Origin of the sequence: Variovorax sp. OAS795, from assembly GCF_040546685.1 — a bacterium.
Taxonomy (GTDB): Bacteria; Pseudomonadota; Gammaproteobacteria; order Burkholderiales; family Burkholderiaceae_C; genus Variovorax.
The window spans coordinates 969846-990332 of record NZ_JBEPOH010000001.1; the positions used below are offsets into that span (position 1 = coordinate 969846).

General features: G+C 69.1%; 20 protein-coding genes. 9 read left to right on the forward strand and 11 right to left on the reverse strand.

Translation table 11 applies throughout. From position 1 onward, the window contains the following. The first annotated feature begins 72 nt into the window (after positions 1–72). A complete protein-coding gene (locus ABID97_RS04650; protein ID WP_354397379.1) occupies positions 73–1467 on the forward strand; it encodes a zinc-binding metallopeptidase family protein in 1395 nt (464 codons plus the stop codon). On the opposite strand, the gene ABID97_RS04655 is transcribed toward ABID97_RS04650, so the two are convergent. From ABID97_RS04655 to ABID97_RS04680, 6 genes are all read right to left on the reverse strand, one after another. Further along, positions 1458–1697 carry a cysteine-rich CWC family protein gene (locus tag ABID97_RS04655; RefSeq protein ID WP_354397380.1) on the reverse strand — a complete coding sequence of 80 codons (240 nt, stop codon included), beginning with the start codon at positions 1695–1697 and terminating at the stop codon, positions 1458–1460. The genes ABID97_RS04650 and ABID97_RS04655 overlap by 10 nt on opposite strands. Next, positions 1697–2953 (reverse strand): 6-phosphofructokinase, encoded by a 1257-nt coding sequence (locus ABID97_RS04660; RefSeq protein WP_354397381.1) that lies wholly within the window; start codon positions 2951–2953, stop codon positions 1697–1699. Before ABID97_RS04660 ends, ABID97_RS04655 begins: the two co-directional genes overlap by 1 nt. A 48-nt stretch (positions 2954–3001) precedes the next feature. Further along, on the reverse strand, positions 3002–4165 hold the full coding sequence (locus ABID97_RS04665) for an acyl-CoA dehydrogenase family protein (protein ID WP_354397382.1): 1164 nt from the start codon (positions 4163–4165) through the stop codon (positions 3002–3004). 4 nt (positions 4166–4169) lie between these two features. Next, complete coding sequence (locus tag ABID97_RS04670; RefSeq protein WP_354397383.1) at positions 4170–4973, reverse strand: enoyl-CoA hydratase-related protein; 804 nt, start codon at positions 4971–4973, stop codon at positions 4170–4172. After that, positions 4973–6151: an acetyl-CoA C-acetyltransferase gene (locus ABID97_RS04675; RefSeq protein ID WP_354397384.1), complete on the reverse strand. Its 1179-nt coding sequence runs from the start codon at positions 6149–6151 to the stop codon at positions 4973–4975. Before ABID97_RS04675 ends, ABID97_RS04670 begins: the two co-directional genes overlap by 1 nt. A gap of 130 nt (positions 6152–6281) precedes the next feature. Beyond that, positions 6282–6605, reverse strand: coding sequence for a DUF2917 domain-containing protein (locus ABID97_RS04680; RefSeq protein WP_354397385.1), 324 nt, complete (start codon positions 6603–6605; stop codon positions 6282–6284). 84 nt (positions 6606–6689) lie between these two features. Here ABID97_RS04680 and ABID97_RS04685 point away from each other — a divergent pair, with 84 nt between their 5' ends. Beyond that, on the forward strand, positions 6690–7625 hold the full coding sequence (locus ABID97_RS04685; protein ID WP_354397386.1) for a LysR substrate-binding domain-containing protein: 936 nt from the start codon (positions 6690–6692) through the stop codon (positions 7623–7625). A 41-nt stretch (positions 7626–7666) separates the two neighbouring features. Here the strand turns inward: ABID97_RS04685 and ABID97_RS04690 are convergent, their stop codons facing one another. Then, on the reverse strand, positions 7667–8239 hold the full coding sequence (locus tag ABID97_RS04690) for a fasciclin domain-containing protein (RefSeq protein ID WP_503012747.1): 573 nt from the start codon (positions 8237–8239) through the stop codon (positions 7667–7669). Positions 8240–8737: 498 nt separating this feature from the next. Here ABID97_RS04690 and ABID97_RS04695 point away from each other — a divergent pair, with 498 nt between their 5' ends. Together ABID97_RS04695 and ABID97_RS04700 are read left to right on the forward strand one after the other, a co-directional pair. Then, positions 8738–8866: a hypothetical protein gene (locus ABID97_RS04695; protein WP_354397387.1), complete on the forward strand. Its 129-nt coding sequence runs from the start codon at positions 8738–8740 to the stop codon at positions 8864–8866. Continuing rightward, entirely contained in the window at positions 8859–9623 is a 765-nt protein-coding gene (locus ABID97_RS04700) for a hypothetical protein (protein ID WP_354397388.1), read from the forward strand. The genes ABID97_RS04695 and ABID97_RS04700 overlap by 8 nt, the downstream gene beginning before the upstream one ends. On the opposite strand, the gene ABID97_RS04705 is transcribed toward ABID97_RS04700, so the two are convergent. The 4 genes from ABID97_RS04705 to ABID97_RS04720 all read right to left on the reverse strand — a co-directional run bounded on the left by ABID97_RS04705 (position 9620) and on the right by ABID97_RS04720 (position 14651). Further along, the gene (locus ABID97_RS04705; RefSeq protein ID WP_503012748.1) at positions 9620–10924 is read right to left on the reverse strand and encodes an MFS transporter; all 1305 of its coding nucleotides are present in this window, start codon (positions 10922–10924) and stop codon (positions 9620–9622) included. The two genes, ABID97_RS04700 and ABID97_RS04705, sit on opposite strands and share 4 nt — an antisense overlap. After that, positions 10894–13068, reverse strand: coding sequence for a malate synthase G (locus tag ABID97_RS04710; protein WP_354397389.1), 2175 nt, complete (start codon positions 13066–13068; stop codon positions 10894–10896). The genes ABID97_RS04705 and ABID97_RS04710 overlap by 31 nt, the downstream gene beginning before the upstream one ends. Positions 13069–13129: 61 nt before the next feature. Beyond that, positions 13130–13807 carry a haloacid dehalogenase type II gene (locus ABID97_RS04715; protein ID WP_354397390.1) on the reverse strand — a complete coding sequence of 226 codons (678 nt, stop codon included), beginning with the start codon at positions 13805–13807 and terminating at the stop codon, positions 13130–13132. Between the two features lie 103 nt (positions 13808–13910). Next, positions 13911–14651, reverse strand: coding sequence for an IclR family transcriptional regulator (locus ABID97_RS04720; RefSeq protein WP_354397391.1), 741 nt, complete (start codon positions 14649–14651; stop codon positions 13911–13913). Positions 14652–14766: 115 nt separating this feature from the next. On the opposite strand from ABID97_RS04720, the gene ABID97_RS04725 reads away from it, so the two are divergent. The 5 genes from ABID97_RS04725 (at position 14767) to ABID97_RS04745 (ending at position 20446) form a co-directional block, all read left to right on the forward strand. Beyond that, positions 14767–15705 carry a hydroxymethylglutaryl-CoA lyase gene (locus tag ABID97_RS04725; RefSeq protein WP_354397392.1) on the forward strand — a complete coding sequence of 313 codons (939 nt, stop codon included), beginning with the start codon at positions 14767–14769 and terminating at the stop codon, positions 15703–15705. Then, positions 15698–16888 (forward strand): CaiB/BaiF CoA transferase family protein, encoded by a 1191-nt coding sequence (locus ABID97_RS04730; protein WP_354397393.1) that lies wholly within the window; start codon positions 15698–15700, stop codon positions 16886–16888. Before ABID97_RS04725 ends, ABID97_RS04730 begins: the two co-directional genes overlap by 8 nt. Before the next feature lie 25 nt (positions 16889–16913). After that, positions 16914–17894, forward strand: coding sequence for a LysR family transcriptional regulator (locus ABID97_RS04735; protein ID WP_354397394.1), 981 nt, complete (start codon positions 16914–16916; stop codon positions 17892–17894). A 65-nt stretch (positions 17895–17959) separates the two neighbouring features. Then, on the forward strand, positions 17960–18412 hold the full coding sequence (locus ABID97_RS04740; protein WP_354397395.1) for a DUF2214 family protein: 453 nt from the start codon (positions 17960–17962) through the stop codon (positions 18410–18412). A gap of 6 nt (positions 18413–18418) precedes the next feature. Continuing rightward, the gene (locus tag ABID97_RS04745) at positions 18419–20446 is read left to right on the forward strand and encodes a fused MFS/spermidine synthase (protein WP_354397396.1); all 2028 of its coding nucleotides are present in this window, start codon (positions 18419–18421) and stop codon (positions 20444–20446) included. The last annotated feature ends 41 nt before the right edge of the window (positions 20447–20487 follow it).

The following is a 20487-nucleotide window of genomic DNA, read 5'->3' on the forward strand; positions in this document are numbered from 1 at the left end:
TTGCGCGCGAGGCTGGCTCCGCGCCGCCGCACAATGCATGCGCTGTCCCGCCCTGCCTCCCAGAACAACGACATGAATCTCCCATCCGGCGCCATCGCCAAAGCCCCCGATCCCGGCGCCCCGCCCAATCTCGCGTCCGAGCTGGCGGCCCCCACCGTCAGCCGTGCCTACCGCTGCCAGTGCGGCCGCCCGGTGTTCCTGCGCAACAGCCAGTGCCTGGCCTGCGGCACGCCGCTCGGGTATGTGATCGACCGGCTTGGCGTGGTGCCGCTGGCGCCGGTGCCTGCCGAATCCGGCGACGAAGGGCAGGGCGAGGGCGCCGAGCCCGACAGCTTCACCGTGTTCGGCAACCCGGACGGCAAGCGCTACCGCCGCTGTGCCAACCTGCTGACCGCCGCCAGCTGCAACTGGATGGTGCCGGCGCCGCGCGAGGGCGACGACGCGTCGTCCGACGCCGATGGCCTCGCCCCGGGCTACTGCCTGTCCTGCAGCGTCACCCGCACCATTCCCGACCTTTCGGTGGAGAGCAACGGCGAGCTCTGGCGCAAGCTCGAGCATGCGAAGCGGCGGCTCATCTCGCAACTGCTGGCGCTCGGGCTGCCGGTGGTCAGCCGCCATGCCGATCCGGTGCACGGCCTGGCCTTCGACTTTCTCAGCAACATGCCGGGCAGCCCGCACGTGATGACCGGGCACGAGCACGGCGTCATCACCCTCAATGCCGAGGAGGCCGAGGACGCGGTGCGCGAGCGCATCCGCGCCGAGATGCGCGAGCCCTACCGCACGCTGCTCGGCCATTTCCGCCATGAGATCGGCCACTACTACTGGGACCTGCTGGTGCAGCCCACGCCCTGGCTCGAAGAGTTTCGCGCGCTGTTCGGCGACGAGCGCGCCGACTACTCCGCGGCGCTGCAGCGGCACTACGAACAGGGCCCTCCACCCGACTGGGCCAACCGCTTCGTGAGCAGCTATGCCAGCATGCATCCGTGGGAAGACTGGGCCGAGACCTGGGCCCACTACCTTCACATGGCCGACACCACCGACACGGCCATGAGCTTCGGCGTGGACGCCACCAACGTGGAACTCGCGAGCGACCTCTTCGCCACCGACGACCTGTGGCAGCCCGAGCACCCGGGCGCGGCCAAGTTCCTGGACTTCCTCAACGGCTGGGTGCTGCTCACCAACGTGCTCAACGAACTCTCGCGCAGCATGGGGCAGCCCGACTACTACCCCTTCGTGCTGCCGCGCGCGGCCGTGGGCAAGCTGCAGTTCATCCATTGCGTGGTCACGCAGCAGCGCGACAGCACGGTATCGACCGCGGCCGCGCCCGATGTGCCGCAACCCGAGGAGGCCGCGCCTGACGCTATCGAACCGGCTCAGGGGCCTGCGCCATCGGAGCCGCAGCCGGAAGCGCAGTCACAGGTGCAATCGCAATCGCAGGGCCAGCAGCAGGGCACCACTCAATTCTGAGCCGCGGCTGCCGGCGTTCCCGCGGCGCAGCGCGCGCAGATGCAGGCCTTGCCGCGCGAAGCCGCCGGCAGCGACGCGAGCGGCGCATTGCGGAAGTCCGTCGCCATGCACCAGCACGGCGGCTGCGGCTCGCCGGTTTCGCGCGCGGTTTCCATCGCGCAGCGGTTCTCTTCGCCGCACAGCGGACAGCGCGTGGCATCGATCGCATCGACGGGGGACGGCGTGCGCATCAGGCGAGCTCGAAGGCCGGCAGCTTCTTTGTCACCGCCACGTTCCGCAAGGTGGCGTACACCGGCAGTCCGTTGCGGTAGGCGGGGTAGTCCTCGCCCTCGATCAGCGGCAGCAGGTAGAGCCTGCACTTGTCGGTGATGCCCCAGCCGTCCTCCGAGATGAAGTCGCGCGGCATCGGCTTCTCGACGTTCGCCACCGCATCGAGCGGTGCGCTGCCGATGCGGTAGGCATAGGGTGCGTCGCAAGTGCGTTCGATGGTCGGCATCACGGCGTTGCGGCCTTCGAGCGCGAGCTCGACCGCGCGCTGCCCGAGCTCGTAGGCCTGCCGCACGTCGGTGGCCGAGGCGATGTGCCGCGCCGCGCGCTGCAGGTAGTCGGCCACGGCCCAGTGGAACTTGTGGCCCAGCGCGTCCTTGACCATCTGCGCCACCACCGGTGCGGCGCCGCCCAGCTGCGCATGGCCGAACGCGTCGCGCGTGCCCTGTTCGGCCAGGAAGCTTCCGTCCGGGTAGTGGCAGCCTTCGGAAACCACCACCGAGCAGTAGCCGTGCTGCTTCACCAGCGCATCGACGCGCGCGAGAAAGCGCGCCTTGTCGAACTCGATCTCCGGAAACAGCACCACCACCGGAATGCCATGGTCCGCCGCCAGCCCGCCCGCCGCGGCGATCCATCCCGCATGCCGGCCCATGACCTCGAGCACGAACACCTTGGTGGAGGTGGCCGCCATCGAGCGCACGTCGAAAGAGGCCTCCAGCGTCGACACCGCCACGTACTTGGCCACCGAGCCGAAGCCCGGGCAGCAGTCGGTCAGCGGCAGGTCGTTGTCGATGGTCTTGGGTACGTGGATGGCCTGCAGCGGATAGCCGAGCGACTGCGACAGCTGGCTCACCTTGAAGCAGGTGTCGGCCGAATCGCCGCCGCCGTTGTAGAAGAAGTAGCCGATGCCGTGCGCCTTGAACACCTCGATGAGACGCTCGTACTCGCGCCGGTTCTTCTCGAGCGACTTGAGCTTGTAGCGGCACGAGCCGAAGGCGCCTGCGGGCGTGGAGCGCAGCGCCGCGATGGCCTCGGCCGGCTCGGCGCCGGTGTCGATCAGGTCCTCGGTCAGCGCGCCGATGATGCCGTTGCGCCCGGCATAGAGCTGGCCGATGCGGTCAGGGTGTTTCCGTGCCGTCTCGATCACGCCGCAGGCCGACGCGTTGATGACCGAGGTGACGCCGCCCGACTGGGCGTAGAAGGCGTTGAGGATGGGCATGCGGCCATTCTCCCGCAGCCCTTCGCCGGGCGCCAGTGACGCTGTGTTTCAGCGGCCGCCGAGGCCCATCGCCCGCGTGATCACTTCCTTCATGATCTCGTTGGTGCCGCCGTAGATGCGCTGCACCCGCGCATCGGCATACGCCCGCGTGATCGGGTACTCCCACATGAAGCCGTAGCCGCCGTGCAGCTGCACGCATTCGTCCATCACCTTGCACTGCAGGTCGGTGGTCCAGTACTTGGCCATGCTGGCGGTGGCGGTATCGAGCTTTTCGGCCATCAGCAGCTCGATGCACTTGTCGACGAACACCTGCGCCACCTGCACTTCGGTCTGCAGCTCGGCGAGCGTGTAGCGCGTGTTCTGGTAGTTGGCGACCGGCTGGCCGAACACCTTGCGGTCTTTCACGTAGGCCACGGTCTGGTCGATGGCGGACTGCGACGCGGCCACCGCGCTGATCGCGATCTGCAGCCGCTCCCACGGCAGCTGCTCCATCAGGCAGACGAAGCCGCGGTTCAGCTGCGCGGCATCGCCGAGCAGCGCGTCGGCGGGCAGGCGCACGTCGTTGAAGAACAGCTCGGACGTGTCCTGCGCCTTCAGCCCCAGCTTCTTGAGCCGCTTGCCTTTTTCGAAGCCCGCCATGCCGCGCTCGACGAGGAACAGGCTGGTGCCTTTGGCGCCCGCGGCCGGGTCGGTCTTGGCCACCACGATCACGAGGTCGGCATGCCAGCCGTTGGTGATGAAGGTCTTGCTGCCGTTGAGCAGGTAGCTGCCGTCGGCCTGGCGGATGGCGCTGGCCTTGACCGCCTGCAGGTCGCTGCCCGCGCCGGGCTCGCTCATGGCGATGGCGCCGACCATCTCGCCGCTCGCGAGCCTGGGCAGGTAGCGCTTCTTCTGCGCCCCGGTGCCGTAGCGCAGGATGTAGGGCGCCACGATCTCGCTGTGCAGACCGAAGCCGATGCCCGTGAAGCCGCGCGCCCAGAGCTCCTCGAACTGGATCACCGAATAGAGCAGGTCGGCGCCCGCGCCGCCATGTTCTTCGGGCAGCGCCATGCAGAGAAAGCCGTTCTCGCCGGCCTTGGACCACACGGCGCGGTCCACGTAGCCCTGGTCTTCCCACGCCGCGTGGAACGGCGCGATCTCCTTGTCCATGAAGCGGCGGAAGCTGTCGCGAAAGGCTTCGTGGTCGGCGCCGAAAAGCGTGCGTTCGATCATGGCCTCAGCGCCCCGGAAAGGTTGGCGGGCGCTTCTGCAGGAAGGCGCTCACGCCTTCGCGGAACGTGGGTCGGTCGATCAGCTCGCGCTGGCGTTCGCTTTCGTAGCGCAGTTGTTCGGCCAGCGTGTGGCGCTCGGAGGCCGCGAAGGCTGCGCGCGCCTCGGCCACCGCATGCGCCGGCAGGCGGGCGAGCCGCTGTGCAATGGCGCGTGCCTCTTCCGCCAGTTGCGCGTCGTCGGCGCAGGCCCAGATGAGGCCCCATTGCACCGCCTGCTCCGCGCCCACGCGTTCGTCAAGCAGCGCCATGCCCATGGCGCGCGCCCGGCCGGCGCGGCGCGGAATCTCCCAGGTGCAGCCCAGGTCCGGCACGATGCCCAGCTTGGGCAGGAAGGGCAGGTAGAAGTAGGCGCTGCGCGCGGCAACCGTCACGTCGGCCGCGAGCGCCAGGCCCACGCCCGCGCCCGCCGCGGCGCCGTTCACTGCGGCCACCACCGGCACCGGCAGCGTGCGCAGCGTCTCGACCAGCGGATTGCTCAGCGACTGCATCCATTCGGCGGTCTGGTCGCCGAGCGACTTGCCTTGGTCGCCGGGCGCCATGGCGCTCAGGTCCGCGCCGACGCAGAAGGCCTTGCCCGCGCCGGTCAGGATCACGGCGCGCACCGCGCGGTCTTCGCGGATGCGTTCGAGCGCGTCGCGCAGTTCGACCTGCAGTTCGCGCGCGATCGGGTTCAGCTTGGCCGGCAGGTTCAGCGTGAGCGTGGCGATCCCGCCGGCCAGTTCGCAGATCACGGGGGACTGTGCGTTCATCAGAGTCTTTCCACGATGGTGACGTTGGCCATGCCGCCGCCTTCGCACATGGTCTGCAGGCCGTAGCGCTTGCCGCGCCGTCCCAGTGCGTGGATCAGCGTGGTCATGAGCTTGGTGCCCGAGGCGCCCAGCGGGTGGCCGAGCGCAATCGCGCCGCCGTTCACGTTGAGCCGCGCTGGATCGGCCTCCAGCGCCTCGAGCCACGCGATCGGAACCGGCGCGAAGGCCTCGTTCACTTCATAGAGGTCGATGTCCTGGATGCGCATGCCGGCTTTCTTCAGCGCATGCAGCGTGGCTGGCAGCGGTGCCTCCAGCATGATCACCGGGTCGTGCCCCATCACGCTCATGTGGTGGATGCGCGCGAGCGGCTTCACGCCCAGCGCCTTGAGGCCGCGCTCGTTCACCACCAGCACGCCGCTCGCGCCGTCGCAGATCTGGCTCGCGGTGGCCGCGGTGCAGCGCCCGCCCTCGGCGATCAGCTTGACGCCCGCGATGCCTTCGAGCGTCGCGTCGAAGCGGATGCCTTCGTCCACCGCATGCCGTTCGCCGCTGCCCGTGCCGTCGGCCGAGAGGATCTCGATCGGCACGATCTCCTCGTCGAAGGCGCCTTCGCGGGTCCCGGCCATCGCGCGGCGGTGGCTTTCGAGTGCATAGCGGTCGAGCGCTTCCTTCTCGATGCCGTAGTTCTTCGCGATCATCTCGGCGCCCGTGAACTGGCTGAACTCCACGCCCGGGTAGCGCCTCTTCATGGCCGGGCTCATGTAGGTGCCCAGGCCCGCCTTGGCCGGCAGCGCGTTGGGCGTGAACATGGGAACGCGCGTCATGCTTTCGACGCCGCCCGCGATCACCGCATCCATGCTGCCCGACATCACGGCTTGCGCCGCGAAGTGCAGCGCTTGCTGCGACGAGCCGCACTGCCGGTCGACCGAGGTGCCCGGCACCGATTCGGGCAGCCCGGACGCCAGCACCGCGTTGCGCGCGATGTTGGTGGCCTGCTCGCCCACCTGGCTCACGCAGCCGAGGATCACGTCCTCCACCGCCGCCGGGTCGATGCCGGCCCTTGCCACCAGCGCGTCGATCACCTGCGCCGCCAGGTCGGCCGGATGCCAGCCCGCGAGCTTGCCGCCGCGGCGGCCGCCCGCGGTGCGCGCCGCGGCCACGATGTATGCCTCTGCCATGGTCATGTCCTTCTCGAAAAGAAAACTGCGGGAGACGGACGGCCAACGCAAAAAAGCCGCCGGTCGGGACGGCGGCATCCGGTGCCTGGAGAGTCCATGGCATCGAGGTTCGATGCCGCGAGCACTCAGGTCAAGCCGGGGACAACCCCAGAGCCGGCAGTCGCCAAGGCGACCGCAGGCGCGTGGCCGGCGGCAGCGGCATGGCCGCGGGCTGCGCATCCGAGACAGTGATGCACGACGGCTCGAGCGCGGAGACCAGCACGCGGCGGTGGTCGGTGGCCTCGAAGCTTTCGCCCGGCGCAAGCACGATGTCGCGCGGATCGTGGTCGAGCGTGACCCAGACCGAACCGCTCCGGCATTCGATGCCCACACCCGCGCCATCGGGCACGGCAAAGATGGAACGGGTCGGCAGGCTGACCTGGAAACGGGAAGAGGGATGGGACAGGGTGCTCATGGCAAGCTCTCCATTGCATTCGTGATACGAATGAATATAGTGAGTTGCCCTCCCTCTTACACGCGGTCATTCGGAACTCGTTGCATGCATCCAGAGAATGCGAAAGGCTCGGAAGCCGTCCATGGCGATCTTCCTCCGCTCGAGCTGCTGCGCAGCTTCGAGGCCGCCGCGCGCCGGCTCAGCTTCACGCTGGCGGCCGCGGAACTGCACCTCACGCAGTCCGCCGTGAGCCGCCAGATCCAGCAGCTCGAAGCCAGTCTGGGCGTGCTGCTGTTCGAGCGCCGCCACCGCGCGCTGGCGCTCACCGAGGCGGGCAGCGTCATGCAGCGCGCCACGGTCGACAGCCTGGAGCGGCTGCGCGATGCCACCGCCCGGGTGCGCGCGAACTCGGCGCCGCGGCAGGTCGCGATCACCAGCACGCCGGGCTTCGCATCGTTCTGGCTCATTCCGAGGCTGGCGCGCTTCACCGGCACCCATCCGCAGGTCGACGTGCGCGTGTCGGCCACGCTCGACGTGCTCGACCTGGAGAGCAGCCGCATCGACCTGGCGGTGCGCTTCGTGCCGATCGGGCGCGGTATCGGCCCCGCGCTGTTCGAGGAATCGGTGATCCCGCTGTGCTCGCCGCAACTCGCCGCCTCGCTGCGCGTGCCGTCCGATCTGTCGAAGCTCACCTTGCTGACCGTGGAGCATCCCGATCACGGCGAGGCCCCGACCGTCGATTGGGAGCCCTGGCTGCGGGTGATGGGGCTCGATCACCTGCGCATGAAGAGCACGCTGCGCTTCACGCTCTACACCGATGCGGTGGCTGCCGCGGTGGCCGGGCAGGGCGTGGTGATCGGGCGGCTGCCCCTTCTGCGCGATCTGGTGCAGGCGGGCAGGCTTGTGGCACCGCTCGGCGAAGACGTGGCCTCGCACCGCGGCTACTTCATCGAGACCTCAAGGCGCGCCGCGGGCAACCGCGACGCGCAGGAGTTCGCGCAATGGCTGCGCGACGAAGCCGAGGCGGCACGGCGGAGCTGACGCACTCGCGACGCGTGCGCCCCTTGCGCGTGGGCGAACGCTCAGCCCGGCAGCAGCACCTTGTCGACGACGTGGATCACGCCGTTCGACTGGTACACGTTGGCGATGGTCACCGTTGCGGTGCCGCCCTTGGCATCGCTCACCATGACGTTGCTGCCGCTCATCGTCGCGGTGAGCGTGCCGCCGCTTGCGGTCTTCAGCACGGCCTTGCCGCCGCCCGCCTTGATGGCGCTCATGAGGGCCGCGCCGTCCATCCTGCCGGGCACCACGTGGTAGGTCAGCACCTTGGTGAGCGTGGGCTTGTTCTCGGCCTTGAGCAGCGTGTCGACCGTCCCGGCCGGCAGGGCAGAGAAGGCCGCGTTCGTCGGTGCGAAGACGGTGAAGGGGCCGGGGCTCTTGAGCGTGCCCACGAGGTCCGCGGCCTTCACCGCGGCGACCAGCGTCGTGTGGTCCTTCGAGTTCACGGCGTTGTCGACGATGTCCTTGGTCGGGTACATCGCGGCGCCGCCCACCATCGGGTTGGGAGCCGTGGCGCCGCTGCCGCCCATGCCCATGCCGCCCGCGCAAGCGCCGAGCAGGACCGATACGCCGATGGCAATCACGAGTTTCTTCATTTGAAAGTCTCCTGGTAGGAATGGTTCTCGAAACACAGCTGCGGCAATCGCCGACAGTTCGCAAGCGCGACGCGCTCCTGATCAATACGGGGTGAAGGCGCGATTGGATTCGTGCGCCACTGCGTGGGCTTTGCGCCACACGGATTCACGCGGCGCTTGCGCACCCGGCGCGTGCTCGCCAGAATCCGCCCTTCTTTTTCGGCAACTGTTTTTCATCCGCGCCCGGCGACGATCGACCTCCCGGGCGGCAACACCAACCCATGAACCGTTTCCTGAACACCTGACCCGCACACCGACCGCCCCGGCCGGATGTGCATCCATGCATCCGCCCGAGGCCTCTCGACAAAGGCCCCGCGCAGCCATTCGCCGGGGCCTTTTTGTTTGTGGAGTGTGCGCACATGAGTGCTCAGCGAAAGGCCCGCGACGACGACAAGGCGTCTGGGCCGGTTTTATTTTTCGGTGCCGGATGCGGCGCCGCGCAATCCCGTGGTGGCCGCCATGGCACGCCGCCAATCCAGCCAGGGCGCGGGCCGCCATCTGCGCACCCATCGCGCCGAGCGGCGCGCGCAGAAGGTGGCGCTGCAGAAGGCCGCGCGCAGCCTGCAGGGGAGAAGCGGCGATGCGTGAAGACATGGACAAGGTCATCGTCGAGCGGCCCCGCCGCGGCGGCGGCGTGCAAGGCGACGGCCGCCAGTGGCGCAACAGCAGGGAGCGTGGTTCGCACCTGGGCATGACGCAGGGCTACCGCTATCGCAAGGGGCTCAACGAGAACCTCGCGCCGCTCAGGCGCTGGCTGCACAAGCAGGTGCACCGGCCGTGGGACAAGGTGTATGCGGAACTGTGCAGCGGCATCGATCGCCGCAGCACGGTGCAGGCGCACATCTTCGAGCACATCGACGATTTCGTCGAACGCGAGGCGGTGCTGCGGGACGGCGAAGTGTGGGTGCGCAAATCGTGGTGGAGGAGCGGCGGCGAGCGCGTGCCCTTGCGCGATGCCGCGCATGTCGAGCTGTTCGTGCATCCGGCCACCGGCATCCTGCTGCCCAACCGGCTGCGGCGCCAAGGCCGGCAGCAGGAGGCCGCGAAGCGCAGGCAGGCGGTGGCCGATCGCCTCGTGATCGATGCGTTCACCGAGTGGCACCGGATCGATGGCTGCTGGTTCGAGGTGCGGCTGGCGCCCTTTCCCGAACCCCAGGGCGACAGCGCGAGGCAGGACAAGCGTTTCGACGTGATGCGCGGCTGCCTCGTGACGCGCAGCGGTGCATGCCACGTCATGCCAGGGATGTCGAACCGCCCGGTGACCTATGCGCGGGCCTTCGTCCATGCGGTGGCCAAGCGCCAGCTGAGCCGCCGCGAAGTGCGCGCGCGGCTCGGCGATGGCTAGCGGTGGTCGACGCCGCGCGGCGAGCCCGCCTCCGACGCGCGCGGAAGCGCCAGGAACGCGAGCGTTCCGGCGGCCAGCATGCCGGCGATCGTGAGGAACACGACGCGGTAGGTCTCGACGCCGTTCGCCACGGCCCACGACGCGGCCACGCCAGTCGTCCATTGCATCAGCGAGACGCCGAGGAACATCGCCATGTTGAGCAGCGCCATGGCACGCCCCGTCATGGCTGCCGGGTAGGCGCTCCTGGCATACGCGTACTGCAGCACGCCGTAGCCGGAGAGAAGGCCGTAGACGATCGGAAGGCCGATGTCCACCGCGCGCGAATGCGTGAGCGCCATCGCGCCGAACATCAGCGCGCCGATGGCCGCACACGCCATCATCCAGCGCGCGCGCCGCGCGGCGCCGGGGTCCAGGCGGCCGAACAGCGCGGGGCTGATCATGCCGGTGAGGGTCATCACCAGCGCCACGTTGCCGCTGGCCACGAGCGAGAGGCCGTGGCGCTCGTGCAGCACCGGTCCGAGCCACAGCCCGCGCAGCGTGATGAAGGCCGCATACGACACGCAGGCGAAGCACAGCAGCCCCAGCGTGTGAGGCATCGCGAACAGCGGCAGCAGTTCGCGAACCGCCTTGCGCAGCGACTGGCGTTCGGCCGGCGCAACCTCGGGGCCTGTGGGCTCAGCCGTGCGCGCCGGTTCGCGCACGCGCCAGAAGATGACGAGCCACGAGAGCACCGCAAAGCCAGCCAGCACCGCGTAGCCCGCGCGCCACGACGCGGCCTCGATCAGCAGCGCCAGCGGCGTGCCCGTGAAGAGGATGCCCAGGCCCGCGAGGCTCATCACCAGTCCCGACATCGCAGTGAAGCGGGATGCATCGAAATGCCGCGCGATGAACACGGTGCATGCAAGGAAGGCCGGCGCGCAGCCGACGCCGATCAGCGCCTGGCCCAGCAGCAGCGCGCCGAAGCTCGGCGCCGCGGCGCACAGCGCGGCACCCGCGATGGCGAGCGGAAAGGCGGCCAGCACCGTGCGGCGCACGCCGAAGAGGTCGATCGACACGCCCATCGCGAGCTGCATGATGCCGAACATGAAATGGAAGGTGCCGGCCCAGGTGCCGAGCTGCTGCGGCGTGAGGCCGAACTGGCCGCCGAGCGGCGTGGCCATCATGGCGCCCACCGTGCGGAAGGCCTGGCTCAGGGCGAAGGCCGAGGCCAGCGCCACGAGCATCGCGGCCGCCGAGACGGGCCCGCGCGGCGGGGTGCCGGGGCTGCCGGTCAGGCCTGGCCCTTGACCTTCAGGCGCCATGCATGCAGCAGCGGCTCGGTGTAGCCGCTCGGCTGCTCGATGCCCTTGAACACGAGGTCCTGCGCGGCCTTGTAGGCGGCCGAGGTGTCGAAGTGGCCGGCCATCGGCTGGTACACCGGGTCGCCCGCGTTCTGCTCGTCGACCACCTTGGCCATGCGCTGGAAGGTCTCGTCCACCTGCGCCCTGGTCACGACGCCGTGCAGCAGCCAGTTGGCGATGTGCTGGCTCGAGATGCGCAGCGTGGCGCGGTCTTCCATCAGGCCCACGTTGTGGATGTCGGGCACCTTGGAGCAGCCCACGCCCTGGTCGATCCAGCGCACCACGTAGCCGAGGATGCCCTGCACGTTGTTGTCGATCTCCTGCTGCTTCTCGGCGTCGGTCCACTTGGCTTCGGGCGCGATCGGCACCTGCAGCAGCGCATTGAGGATGTTGTCGCGCTCCGCGTCGGCGTCGGTCTTCTCGAGCTCCTGCTGCACGGCCGTCACGTTCACCTGGTGGTAGTGCAGCGCATGCAGCGTGGCGGCGGTGGGCGAGGGCACCCAGGCGGTGTTGGCACCGGCCTTGGGGTGGCCGATCTTCTGTTCGAGCATGGCGGCCATGAGGTCGGGCATGGCCCACATGCCCTTGCCGATCTGCGCCTTGCCGCGCAGGCCGCACGAGAGGCCGACCAGCACGTTGTTCTTTTCGTAGGCGCCGATCCATGCGCTGGACTTCATGTCGCCCTTGCGGATCATCGGGCCGCCGTGCATGGCGGTGTGCATCTCGTCGCCGGTGCGGTCGAGGAAGCCGGTGTTGATGAAGGCCACGCGCGCGGCGGCCTCGGCAATGCAGGCCTTGAGGTTCACGCTGGTGCGGCGCTCCTCGTCCATGATGCCGAGCTTCACGGTGTTGGCGGCAAGGCCGAGCAGCTGCTCGACGCGGCCGAACAGCTCGCTAGCAAAGGCCACTTCGGACGGGCCGTGCATCTTGGGCTTGACGATGTAGATGCTGCCGGTGCGCGAGTTGCCCTTGCGCTTCAGGTCGATCATCGCGATGGTGGTGGTGACCACGGCATCGAGGATGCCTTCGGGGATTTCCTTGCCGCCCGCGTACAGCACGGCGGGGTTGGTCATCAGGTGGCCCACGTTGCGCAGGAACATCAGCGAGCGGCCGTGCAGCTTCACGGGCTGGCCGTTGGGGCCGGTGTATTCGCGGTCGGGATTGAGGCCGCGCGTGAAGGTCTTGCCGCCCTTGGCGACTTCTTCGGTGAGCGTGCCCTGCACGATGCCGAGCCAGTTCGCATAGGCGAGGACCTTGTCGGCCGCATCGACCACGGCCACCGAGTCCTCGAGGTCGAGAATGGTCGAAAGTGCGGACTCGAGCACCACGTCGCTCACGCCGGCCGCATCGTTCTTGCCGATGGGCGTTGCGCGGTCGATGCGGATGTCCAGGTGGATGCCGTTGTGCTTGAGCAGAACCGACGAGGGCGACGCCGCATCGCCCTGGTAGCCGACGAAGGCCGAAGGATCGCGCAGCGTGGTGCTGCTGCTTTGCAGCGCGATGTGCAGCTGGCCGTCCTTCACGCTGTAGCCGGTCGCCATCTTGTGCGAGCCGTTGGCCAGCGGTGCGGCCTGGTCGAGCACGTTGCGCGCGAACTCGATCACCTTGGCGCCGCGCACGGGGTTGTAGCCCTTGCCCTTTTCGGCGCCATCGGTTTCGGGAATGGCGTCGGTGCCGTAGAGTGCGTCGTACAGCGAGCCCCAGCGCGCATTGGCCGCGTTGAGCGCGTAGCGGGCGTTGAGGATGGGCACCACCAGCTGCGGACCGGCCTGCAAGGCGAGTTCGGAATCGACGTTGGCGGTGGTGGCCTTTGCGCCCTTGGGCTGCGGCAGCAGGTAGCCGATCTTCTCGAGGAACGCGCGGTAGGCCGGCATGTCGCCGATCGGGCCGGGGTTCTTCTTGTGCCAGGCGTCGATCTCGGCCTGCAGGCGGTCGCGCTCGGCCAGGAGCGCGATGTTCTTGGGTGCCAGGTCGTGCACGATGGCGTCGAAGCCCTTCCAGAACACGTCGCTCGCCACGCCGCTGGCAGGCAGGACCTGGTCCTCGATGAAGCGGTGGAGCTCGGTCGCAACCTGGAGTCCGTGGGTGGTGGTGCGGGCGGTCATGTGTCTATCTCCTGGAAAACGATGCAATGCGGATGCTGGATGAGAGGGGCGGCGGTGTCTGTCAGAAGAACCCGAGCACATCGCGCAGGCTGGTGCCGGTGCGCTCGGGCGATGTGCCGAGTTCTTCGAAGGGAAGCTGGTAGCGGTTGACCCAGAGCGTGCGGAATCCGTACCAGGTGGCGCCGAGCGCGTCCCAGCCGTTGCAGCTCACGAAGGCGATCTGCGCGGGCGCGAGGCCCGTAGCCGTGAGGCCGAGCCGGTAGGCCTCGGGGTGTGTCTTGTACTTGCGGATGCCGTCGACGCTCAGCACGTGGTCGAGCAGGCCCTCGAGGCCGGCGCTTTGCACGGCGGCGTCGAGCATGCCGGGGTCGCCGTTCGAGAGGATGCCGGTGACGACGCCGCGGCGCTTGAGCGCCTGGAGCACTTCGCGGCATTCAGGAAAAGCCGTGAGCGTGCGGTACTGGCCCATCAGCTGCTGTTCGGCGGCTTCGGTCAAGCCGAGCCCGAGCCGCTTGCAGGTGTAGCGCAGCGCGGCACGCGTGAGTTCGCCAAAGGGCTGGTAGTGCGCGCCGTCGTCGCTGGTGGTCACGAGACGGGTGTATTCGATCTGCTTGTCGCGCCAGCCCGCGGCCAGCGCCTGTCCCTGGCCGGCGAACAGCCGCTCGGCCGTCTCCGCGACGCTGTACACGTCGAACAAAGTGCCGTACGCGTCGAAGAGAACTGCCCCGGGATGGTCCATGGCTTGACTTTATTCGATACTTTGTCGGTGAGTAAGAGCCGAAACCGGGATTTATCAGTGACAAAAATGAAGGTAATGGCGAGCGTCTGCCTGCATTCCGGTGTCAGATCATCGCGCTGAGTTCGCGCGCCGCGGCACGCACCGGTTCTATATGTGCTTCGTCGTAGCGGTGCGTGGGCATGGTCAGCGTGAGTGCCGCGGCCAGCCGGCCGTCGGCATGGAACACCGGGGCCGAAATGCCCGCCAGCTCGGCCGTGCGGTCGCCGACCAGGGCGCAATAGCCCTGCGCGCGGATGGTGTCGTAGAGCTTGCGCTCGGTCGAACCGCGCGGCCGCCCGGCCTCGGGGCCGAAGGCGATCAGCACGCGCGCCCCCGCGCCGCGGTCGCTGGGCAGCAGGTCGCCCGCGCGCACGTGGTCGCGCACCACGTGCGACGAATCGACGCGGAACTGGCACAGCCGCACCCAGCCTGCGCCCTGGTCCTGCCGCACGTGGTACGCGGCGCTTTCGCCCGTGGCGGTGGCGAGCGCGCGCAGCACCGGCAGCACGATGCGGTCGAGCGAGGCCGACGCGGCATACAGGCCGTGCAGCCGTGCGATCTCGGCACCCAGTGCATAGCGCCCGTCGTCCTGCCGGCGCACCAGCCGCGCGTGTTCGAGCGACGCGAGAAGGCGCAGCACCGTGCTCTTGTAGAGCTGCGTGCGCTCGGCAAACTGCGCGAGCGACAGCGCCTCGTCGCCGGGACCAAAGGCCGAGAGCAGGCTCAGCGCGCGGTCGACCGCCGCGGCGCCGCCGGGGGCGGCATGGCGATCGGCCAGCGATTCGGTCTGGGCTTTGCGGGGCATGGCGGGTCGCTTGACAGTGAAAGTCGATCAGAGGTGTAATTCTGTTTGACGGAATTTAGTTCCGTAAGATAGAACTGTCAAGCGATCTAAGTCCGGTCGCACCAAGGAACACCCGATGACTTCTCCCGATGTCCTCATCAGCGAGGTCGGTCCGCGCGACGGCCTCCAGTCGGTCAAGGCCACCATGCCCACGGCCCACAAGCTGCGCTGGATCGACGCGCTCCACGCCGCCGGCCTGCGCGAGATCGAGGTCGCCTCGTTCGTGCCGGCCCGGCTGCTGCCGCAGATGGCGGACGCGGCCGAGGTGGTGCGCCATGCGGTCACGCTGCCGGGACTCGCGGTGATGGCGCTGGTGCCCAACCGCAAGGGCGCGGAGGCCGCGCTTGCCGCCGGCGTGCACAAGCTCACCATGCCGGTGTCGGCCAGCGTGGCGCACTCGATCGCCAATGTGCGCAAGACCCCGGCCGAGATGGTGGAGGAGGTGCGCGCCATCTCCGAACTGCGTCGCGCCATCGCGCCGCAGGTGAAGCTCGAAGCCGGCCTGTCCACCGCCTTCGGCTGCACGCTGCAGGGGCGGGTGCCGGAAGACGACGTGATCCGCCTCGCGGTGCAGTGCGTGGAGGCCGGCGCCGAGGAGGTGGGCCTCTCGGACACGGTGGGCTATGCCAACCCCGCGCAGGTGCGCCGGCTCTTCAGGCGGCTGCGCGCAGAGCTCGGCCGGCACGCGGGCGCGGCCCACATGCACAACACGCGCGGCCTTGGCATTGCCAACTGCCTGGCCGCCTGGGACGAGGGCGTGCGCACCTTCGACGCATCGCTCGGCGGGCTCGGCGGCTGTCCCTATGCACCCGGCGCCTCGGGCAATGCCGTGACCGAGGACCTCGTCTTCATGTTCGAGGCCATGGGCGTTCGCACCGGCATCGACATCGAAAAGCTCATCGCGGCGCGCGCGCCGCTCATGGCGGGCCTGCCCGGCGAACCGGTCTACGGCATGACCCCCGAAGCCGGCCTGCCCAAGGGCTTCGTCCCAAAGGAAACCAACGCACATGGCTGAAACCCCTCCACTTCCCTATGCCGGCATCCGCGTCGTCGAGTTCACCCACATGGTCATGGGCCCGACCTGCGGCCTGCTGCTGGCGGACCTGGGCGCCGAGGTGATCAAGGTCGAGCCGATCGAGGGCGACAGCACGCGCCGCCTCCTCGGCTCGGGCTCGGGCTTCTTCCCCACCTTCAACCGCAACAAGAAGAGCATCGCGCTCGACCTCAAGACGCCCGAAGGCGTGGAGGCCGCGCTGCGGCTCGTCGCCACCGCCGACATCGTGAGCGAGAACTTCAAGCCCGGCACCATGAAGAAGCTGGGGCTCGACTACGAGGCGCTGCGAGAGCGCCATCCGCGCCTCATCTACGTGAGCCACAAGGGCTTTTTGCCCGGGCCCTACGACCACCGCACCGCGCTCGACGAGGTGGTGCAGATGATGGGCGGCCTCGCCTACATGACCGGCCGCGCCGGCGACCCGCTGCGCGCGGGCACCAGCGTGAACGACATCATGGGCGGCATGTTCGGCGCCATCGGCGCGATGGCTGCGCTGCGCCAGCGCGAGCTCACCGGCAAGGGCTGCGAGGTGCAATCGGCGCTGTTCGAGAACAACGTGTTCCTGGTGGCGCAGCACATGATGCAGTTCGCCGCCACGGGGAAGGCAGCCGACCCCATGCCCAGCCGCATCTCGGCCTGGGCCGTGTACGACGTGTTCACCGTGAAGGACGGCGAGCAGGTGTTTCTTGCCGTGGTGAGCGACAAGCAGTGGGCCATCTTCTGCAGGGCCTTCGGCCTCGAAGAGATGCTGGCCGACCCGCGCCTGCAAAGCAACAACGACCGCGTGCTGGCGCGCGACTGGATGATGCCGATCCTGCGCTCGCACCTGGCGGGCCACAGCGCGGCCGAGCTCAGCGCCGTGTTCGAGCAGAACGAGCTGCCCTTCGCGCCCATCACCCGGCCCCAGGACCTGTTCGGCGATCCGCACCTCAACGCCACCAGCGGTCTCGCGCCCGTGCGCATGAACGACGGCCACATGGCGAAGGTGCCGCTGATGCCGTTCACGATCGGCGGCGAGCGCCCCGGCATCCGCCTGCAGCCGCCGCGCATCGGCGAGCACACGGGCGCGCTGCTGCGCGAGGTGGGCTACAGCGACGAGGAGATCGCCGCCTTCGAGGCGCGCCGGACCGGCATGGCTTCCTGAACGCGGGCGATATAGTTCGGGCGCCATGGACCGCCTGAAGCAACTCGAATCCTTCGTCTCGGTGGCGACCCGCGGCGGTCTCACGGCCGCGGCGAAGGCCGAGGGCGTGGCGCCCGCGATCATGGGGCGGCGGCTCGATGCGCTGGAGGCGCGGCTGGGCGTGAAGCTGCTGGTGCGCACCACGCGGCGCATCACGCTCACGCACGAAGGCAGCGCGTTCCTGGAAGACTGCCAGCGTCTCCTGACCGAGTTCGCCAATGCCGAGGCCAGCGTGAGCGCCGGCGGCGTCAAGGCCAGCGGCCACCTGCGCGTGACGGCGCCAGCCGGCTTCGGCCGCCGCCACGTCGCGCCGCTGGTGCCGCGCTTCCATGCGCTGCACCCCGAGGTGACGATCTCGCTCAACCTCAGCGACCGCGTGGTCGACGTGCGCGGCGAGAGCTTCGACTGCGCGGTGCGCGTGGGCGACATGCCCGATTCGTCGCTGGTGAGCGTGCGGCTGGCCGACAACCGCCGCCGCTGTGTCGCCACGCCGGAGTTCGTGCGCCGCTTCGGCATGCCGCGGCACCCGGGCGAGCTCGCGCGCTTCGCCTGCCTCACGCTCTCGAGCGATGCCTCGCAAACGCGCGGCTGGGCGTTCCGCGTTCCGCGGACCGCTCAGGGGCGGGGCCAGGAACGCACCCTGGCGGGCGCGGGCGTGCCGACGGAAGACGGTGGCGAGGAGCTGATCTACCTGCGGCCCGAAGGCCCGCTCGACTGTTCCGACGGCCAGGTGCTGCACGACTGGTGCCTGGCGGGCCACGGCATTGCGTGGCGCAGCACCTGGGAGGTGGAGGCCGAGATCGATGCCGGCCTGCTGGTGCCGCTGCTCGACGAGTTCGCGGCGCCGCCCAATGGCATCTATGCGGTCTTCACCGGCACCAAGCACCTGCCGCTGCGCGTGCGACTGTGGCTGGATTTCCTCAAGGCGCACTACGGACGCCCCGAATTCTGGGGCGGACGGGGTTGAAGCGCTCGGGCGGCGGCACAATGCGCAGGCAGTTGCAACCCCATTGAAGAGAGAGAAAGCCGACGATGACGCTCGAAGCCATCCTTGCCTACCTGCATTTGCTCGCCATCCTCACGATGGTCGTTTTCATCTCCAGCGAAGCGGCGCTGTGCCGCGTGCAATGGCTCAATGCCGCCGTGGTCGAGCGGCTCGCCAAGGTCGACATGGTCTACGGCATGGCGGCCGTGGCGGTGCTGGCCACCGGCATCGCACGCACCGTGTGGGGCGTGAAGGGCACGGCCTGGTACTGGACCAATCCGCTGCTGCACGTGAAGCTCGGGCTGTTCATCGTCGTCGGCGTGCTCTCGATCTTCCCGACCCTGACCTACTTCCGCTGGCGCAAGGCGCTGCGCGCCAACGGCACGCTGCCGGCCGAGGACGACATCAGGAAGACGCGCAAGCTGGTGATGGTGCAGGCGCACCTGATCGCGCTGATTCCGCTGGTGGCCGTGTTCCTCGCACGGGGCTTCGGCAAGTAGGTCCGCATGGAACGCGCCGGCATCCAGCTCCTGTTTGCCGGCACCATCTTCAGCAGCGCGTTCCTGCTGTTCCTGGTGCAGCCGCTGATCGCCAAGCAGATCCTGCCGTGGTTCGGCGGCTCGGCCGCCGTGTGGTCGATCTGCATGGTGTTCTTCCAGGCCGTGCTGCTCGCGGGCTATGCGTACTCGGACTGGGTCACGCGCCACCTGCGCGTGAGGGTGCAGGCCGCGCTGCACGTGGGGCTGCTGCTCGCGAGCCTGGCGCTTCTTCCGATCGTGGTGCGCGCGGCCTGGAAGCCCGGCGGCGCCGAAGACCCGACCTGGCTGATCCTGGGCCTGCTGTTCGCAACCATCGGCCTGCCGTACTTCCTGCTTTCGACCACCGGTCCGCTGGTGCAGTCGTGGGTGGCGCGAACGCCGTGGAGTACGCAGGTCTACCGCTACTTCTCGCTGTCGAACCTCGCGTCGCTGCTGTCGCTGCTGTGCTATCCGGTGCTGATCGAGCCACGCAGCTCGCTCTGGCAGCAGGCCTGGGGATGGTCGTGGGGCTACGGCTTGTTCGTGCTGCTTTGCGCCGGCACGACCTTGCTGGTGGCACGCCGCTGGCCAGGGGCCGCGCCGTTGCCGACCGCGGCTGCCGATACGGGCAAGCCCCCGTCCTGGACCGACGGCCTGCTCTGGCTCGTGCTGCCGGCCCTGGCCTCATGGCTGCTGCTGGCGGTGACCAACCACATCACCCAGAACGTCGCCGCGGTTCCGTTTCTCTGGATACTGCCGCTCTCGCTGTACCTCTTCACCTTCGTGCTGTGCTTCGAGAGCGACCGCTGGTACCGGCGCGGCATCTTCCTGCCGCTGGCGGCGGGCGTGCTGGTGCTGTGCGCCTTCGGCCTGCAGCATCACATCGGCTCCGACGTGCGCACGGGGCTGCCGATCTATGTCGGCGGCCTGTTCGTGCTGTGCATGTTCCTGCATGGAGAAACGGCCAGCCTGCGGCCGGCACCGCGCTTTCTCACGCGCTTCTACCTGATGATGTCGCTCGGCGGGGCCACGGGCGGCGCCCTGGTCGGGCTGGTGGCACCGCATGTGCTGCCGGCGTACTACGAGCTGGGCATCGGCCTGACGCTGTCGGCGCTCGCCGCGGCGGCCGTGCTGTACCGGCGCACCTGGCTGCGGGCGTGCAGCGTGGCGCTGGCGGCTTGCTGCGCCTTCTTCCTGGTCGTGCAGATCAATGGCGACCGCTCGGACGCACGCCAGCTGCTGCGCAATTTCTACGGCGCGCTGATCACCTTCGACGTGCGCCGCACCGACCCCGCGGACAACGTGCGCCTGCTGTCCCATGGGTCGATCAAGCATGGCGAGCAGTTCCTGGACCCGTTGCGCCGGCGCGAGCCCACGACCTACTACGGCGCGACGTCGGGCATCGGCCGGGCCTTGGCCGCGGCGCCGGCCGAGCCGCGCCGAGTGGGGCTGGTCGGCCTGGGCGCCGGCACGCTCGCGACCTATGGCCGCAGCGGCGACACCTACCGCATCTACGAGATCAATCCGCAGGTGTTCGAGCTGGCGGACAGCGAGTTCACCTTCCTGCGCGACAGCCCCGCGCGCATCGAGCGCGTGCTGGGCGACGCGCGGCTGGCGCTGGAGCGCGAACCGCCGCAGGGCTTCGACCTGCTCGCCGTCGACGCTTTCTCGGGCGACGCGGTCCCGGTCCACCTGCTCACGGCCGAGGCCATGGACGTGTACCTGCGGCACATCAGGCCCGACGGCATCGTGGCCTTTCACGTGACCAACCGCTACCTCGAGCTGGCCCCCGTGGTGGCGCGCATTGCCGAACTGAAAGGCCTGCACGCGATGCTCGTCAGCGACGACGCGGAAGCCTCGAAGTGGCTCAACCCGACCGACTGGGTGCTGGTGGCGCGCGATGCGGCGGTGCTGTCACGCGGTCCGCTGCGCGGTGCGGCCTCGCCCGTGGCCACCGGCGCGGATGCACGGCCCTGGACCGACGACTTCAACAACCTGCTGGGCGCGCTCAAGTAGCGCGCAGCGCCCAAGAAAAAGCCCCGCCGGCGCCATGCGCG

What these genes read in the sequence shown, in the direction of transcription:
- ABID97_RS04700 (WP_354397388.1), top strand. Translation starts at nt 8,859, where the DNA reads ATGCGTGAAGACATGGACAAGGTCATCGTCGAGCGGCCCCGCCGCGGC.
- ABID97_RS04730 (WP_354397393.1), top strand. Translation starts at nt 15,698, where the DNA reads ATGGCTGAAACCCCTCCACTTCCCTATGCCGGCATCCGCGTCGTCGAG.
- ABID97_RS04660 (WP_354397381.1), bottom strand. Translation starts at nt 2,953, where the DNA reads ATGCCCATCCTCAACGCCTTCTACGCCCAGTCGGGCGGCGTCACCTCG.
- ABID97_RS04655 (WP_354397380.1), bottom strand. Translation starts at nt 1,697, where the DNA reads ATGCGCACGCCGTCCCCCGTCGATGCGATCGATGCCACGCGCTGTCCG.
- ABID97_RS04695 (WP_354397387.1), top strand. Translation starts at nt 8,738, where the DNA reads ATGGCACGCCGCCAATCCAGCCAGGGCGCGGGCCGCCATCTGCGCACC.
- ABID97_RS04670 (WP_354397383.1), bottom strand. Translation starts at nt 4,973, where the DNA reads ATGAACGCACAGTCCCCCGTGATCTGCGAACTGGCCGGCGGGATCGCC.
- ABID97_RS04680 (WP_354397385.1), bottom strand. Translation starts at nt 6,605, where the DNA reads ATGAGCACCCTGTCCCATCCCTCTTCCCGTTTCCAGGTCAGCCTGCCG.
- ABID97_RS04725 (WP_354397392.1), top strand. Translation starts at nt 14,767, where the DNA reads ATGACTTCTCCCGATGTCCTCATCAGCGAGGTCGGTCCGCGCGACGGC.
- ABID97_RS04665 (WP_354397382.1), bottom strand. Translation starts at nt 4,165, where the DNA reads ATGATCGAACGCACGCTTTTCGGCGCCGACCACGAAGCCTTTCGCGAC.
- ABID97_RS04720 (WP_354397391.1), bottom strand. Translation starts at nt 14,651, where the DNA reads ATGCCCCGCAAAGCCCAGACCGAATCGCTGGCCGATCGCCATGCCGCC.
- ABID97_RS04745 (WP_354397396.1), top strand. Translation starts at nt 18,419, where the DNA reads ATGGAACGCGCCGGCATCCAGCTCCTGTTTGCCGGCACCATCTTCAGC.
- ABID97_RS04735 (WP_354397394.1), top strand. Translation starts at nt 16,914, where the DNA reads ATGGACCGCCTGAAGCAACTCGAATCCTTCGTCTCGGTGGCGACCCGC.
- ABID97_RS04675 (WP_354397384.1), bottom strand. Translation starts at nt 6,151, where the DNA reads ATGGCAGAGGCATACATCGTGGCCGCGGCGCGCACCGCGGGCGGCCGC.
- ABID97_RS04650 (WP_354397379.1), top strand. Translation starts at nt 73, where the DNA reads ATGAATCTCCCATCCGGCGCCATCGCCAAAGCCCCCGATCCCGGCGCC.
- ABID97_RS04705 (WP_503012748.1), bottom strand. Translation starts at nt 10,924, where the DNA reads ATGGCGCCTGAAGGTCAAGGGCCAGGCCTGACCGGCAGCCCCGGCACC.
- ABID97_RS04740 (WP_354397395.1), top strand. Translation starts at nt 17,960, where the DNA reads ATGACGCTCGAAGCCATCCTTGCCTACCTGCATTTGCTCGCCATCCTC.
- ABID97_RS04710 (WP_354397389.1), bottom strand. Translation starts at nt 13,068, where the DNA reads ATGACCGCCCGCACCACCACCCACGGACTCCAGGTTGCGACCGAGCTC.
- ABID97_RS04685 (WP_354397386.1), top strand. Translation starts at nt 6,690, where the DNA reads ATGCATCCAGAGAATGCGAAAGGCTCGGAAGCCGTCCATGGCGATCTT.
- ABID97_RS04715 (WP_354397390.1), bottom strand. Translation starts at nt 13,807, where the DNA reads ATGGACCATCCCGGGGCAGTTCTCTTCGACGCGTACGGCACTTTGTTC.
- ABID97_RS04690 (WP_503012747.1), bottom strand. Translation starts at nt 8,239, where the DNA reads ATGAAGAAACTCGTGATTGCCATCGGCGTATCGGTCCTGCTCGGCGCT.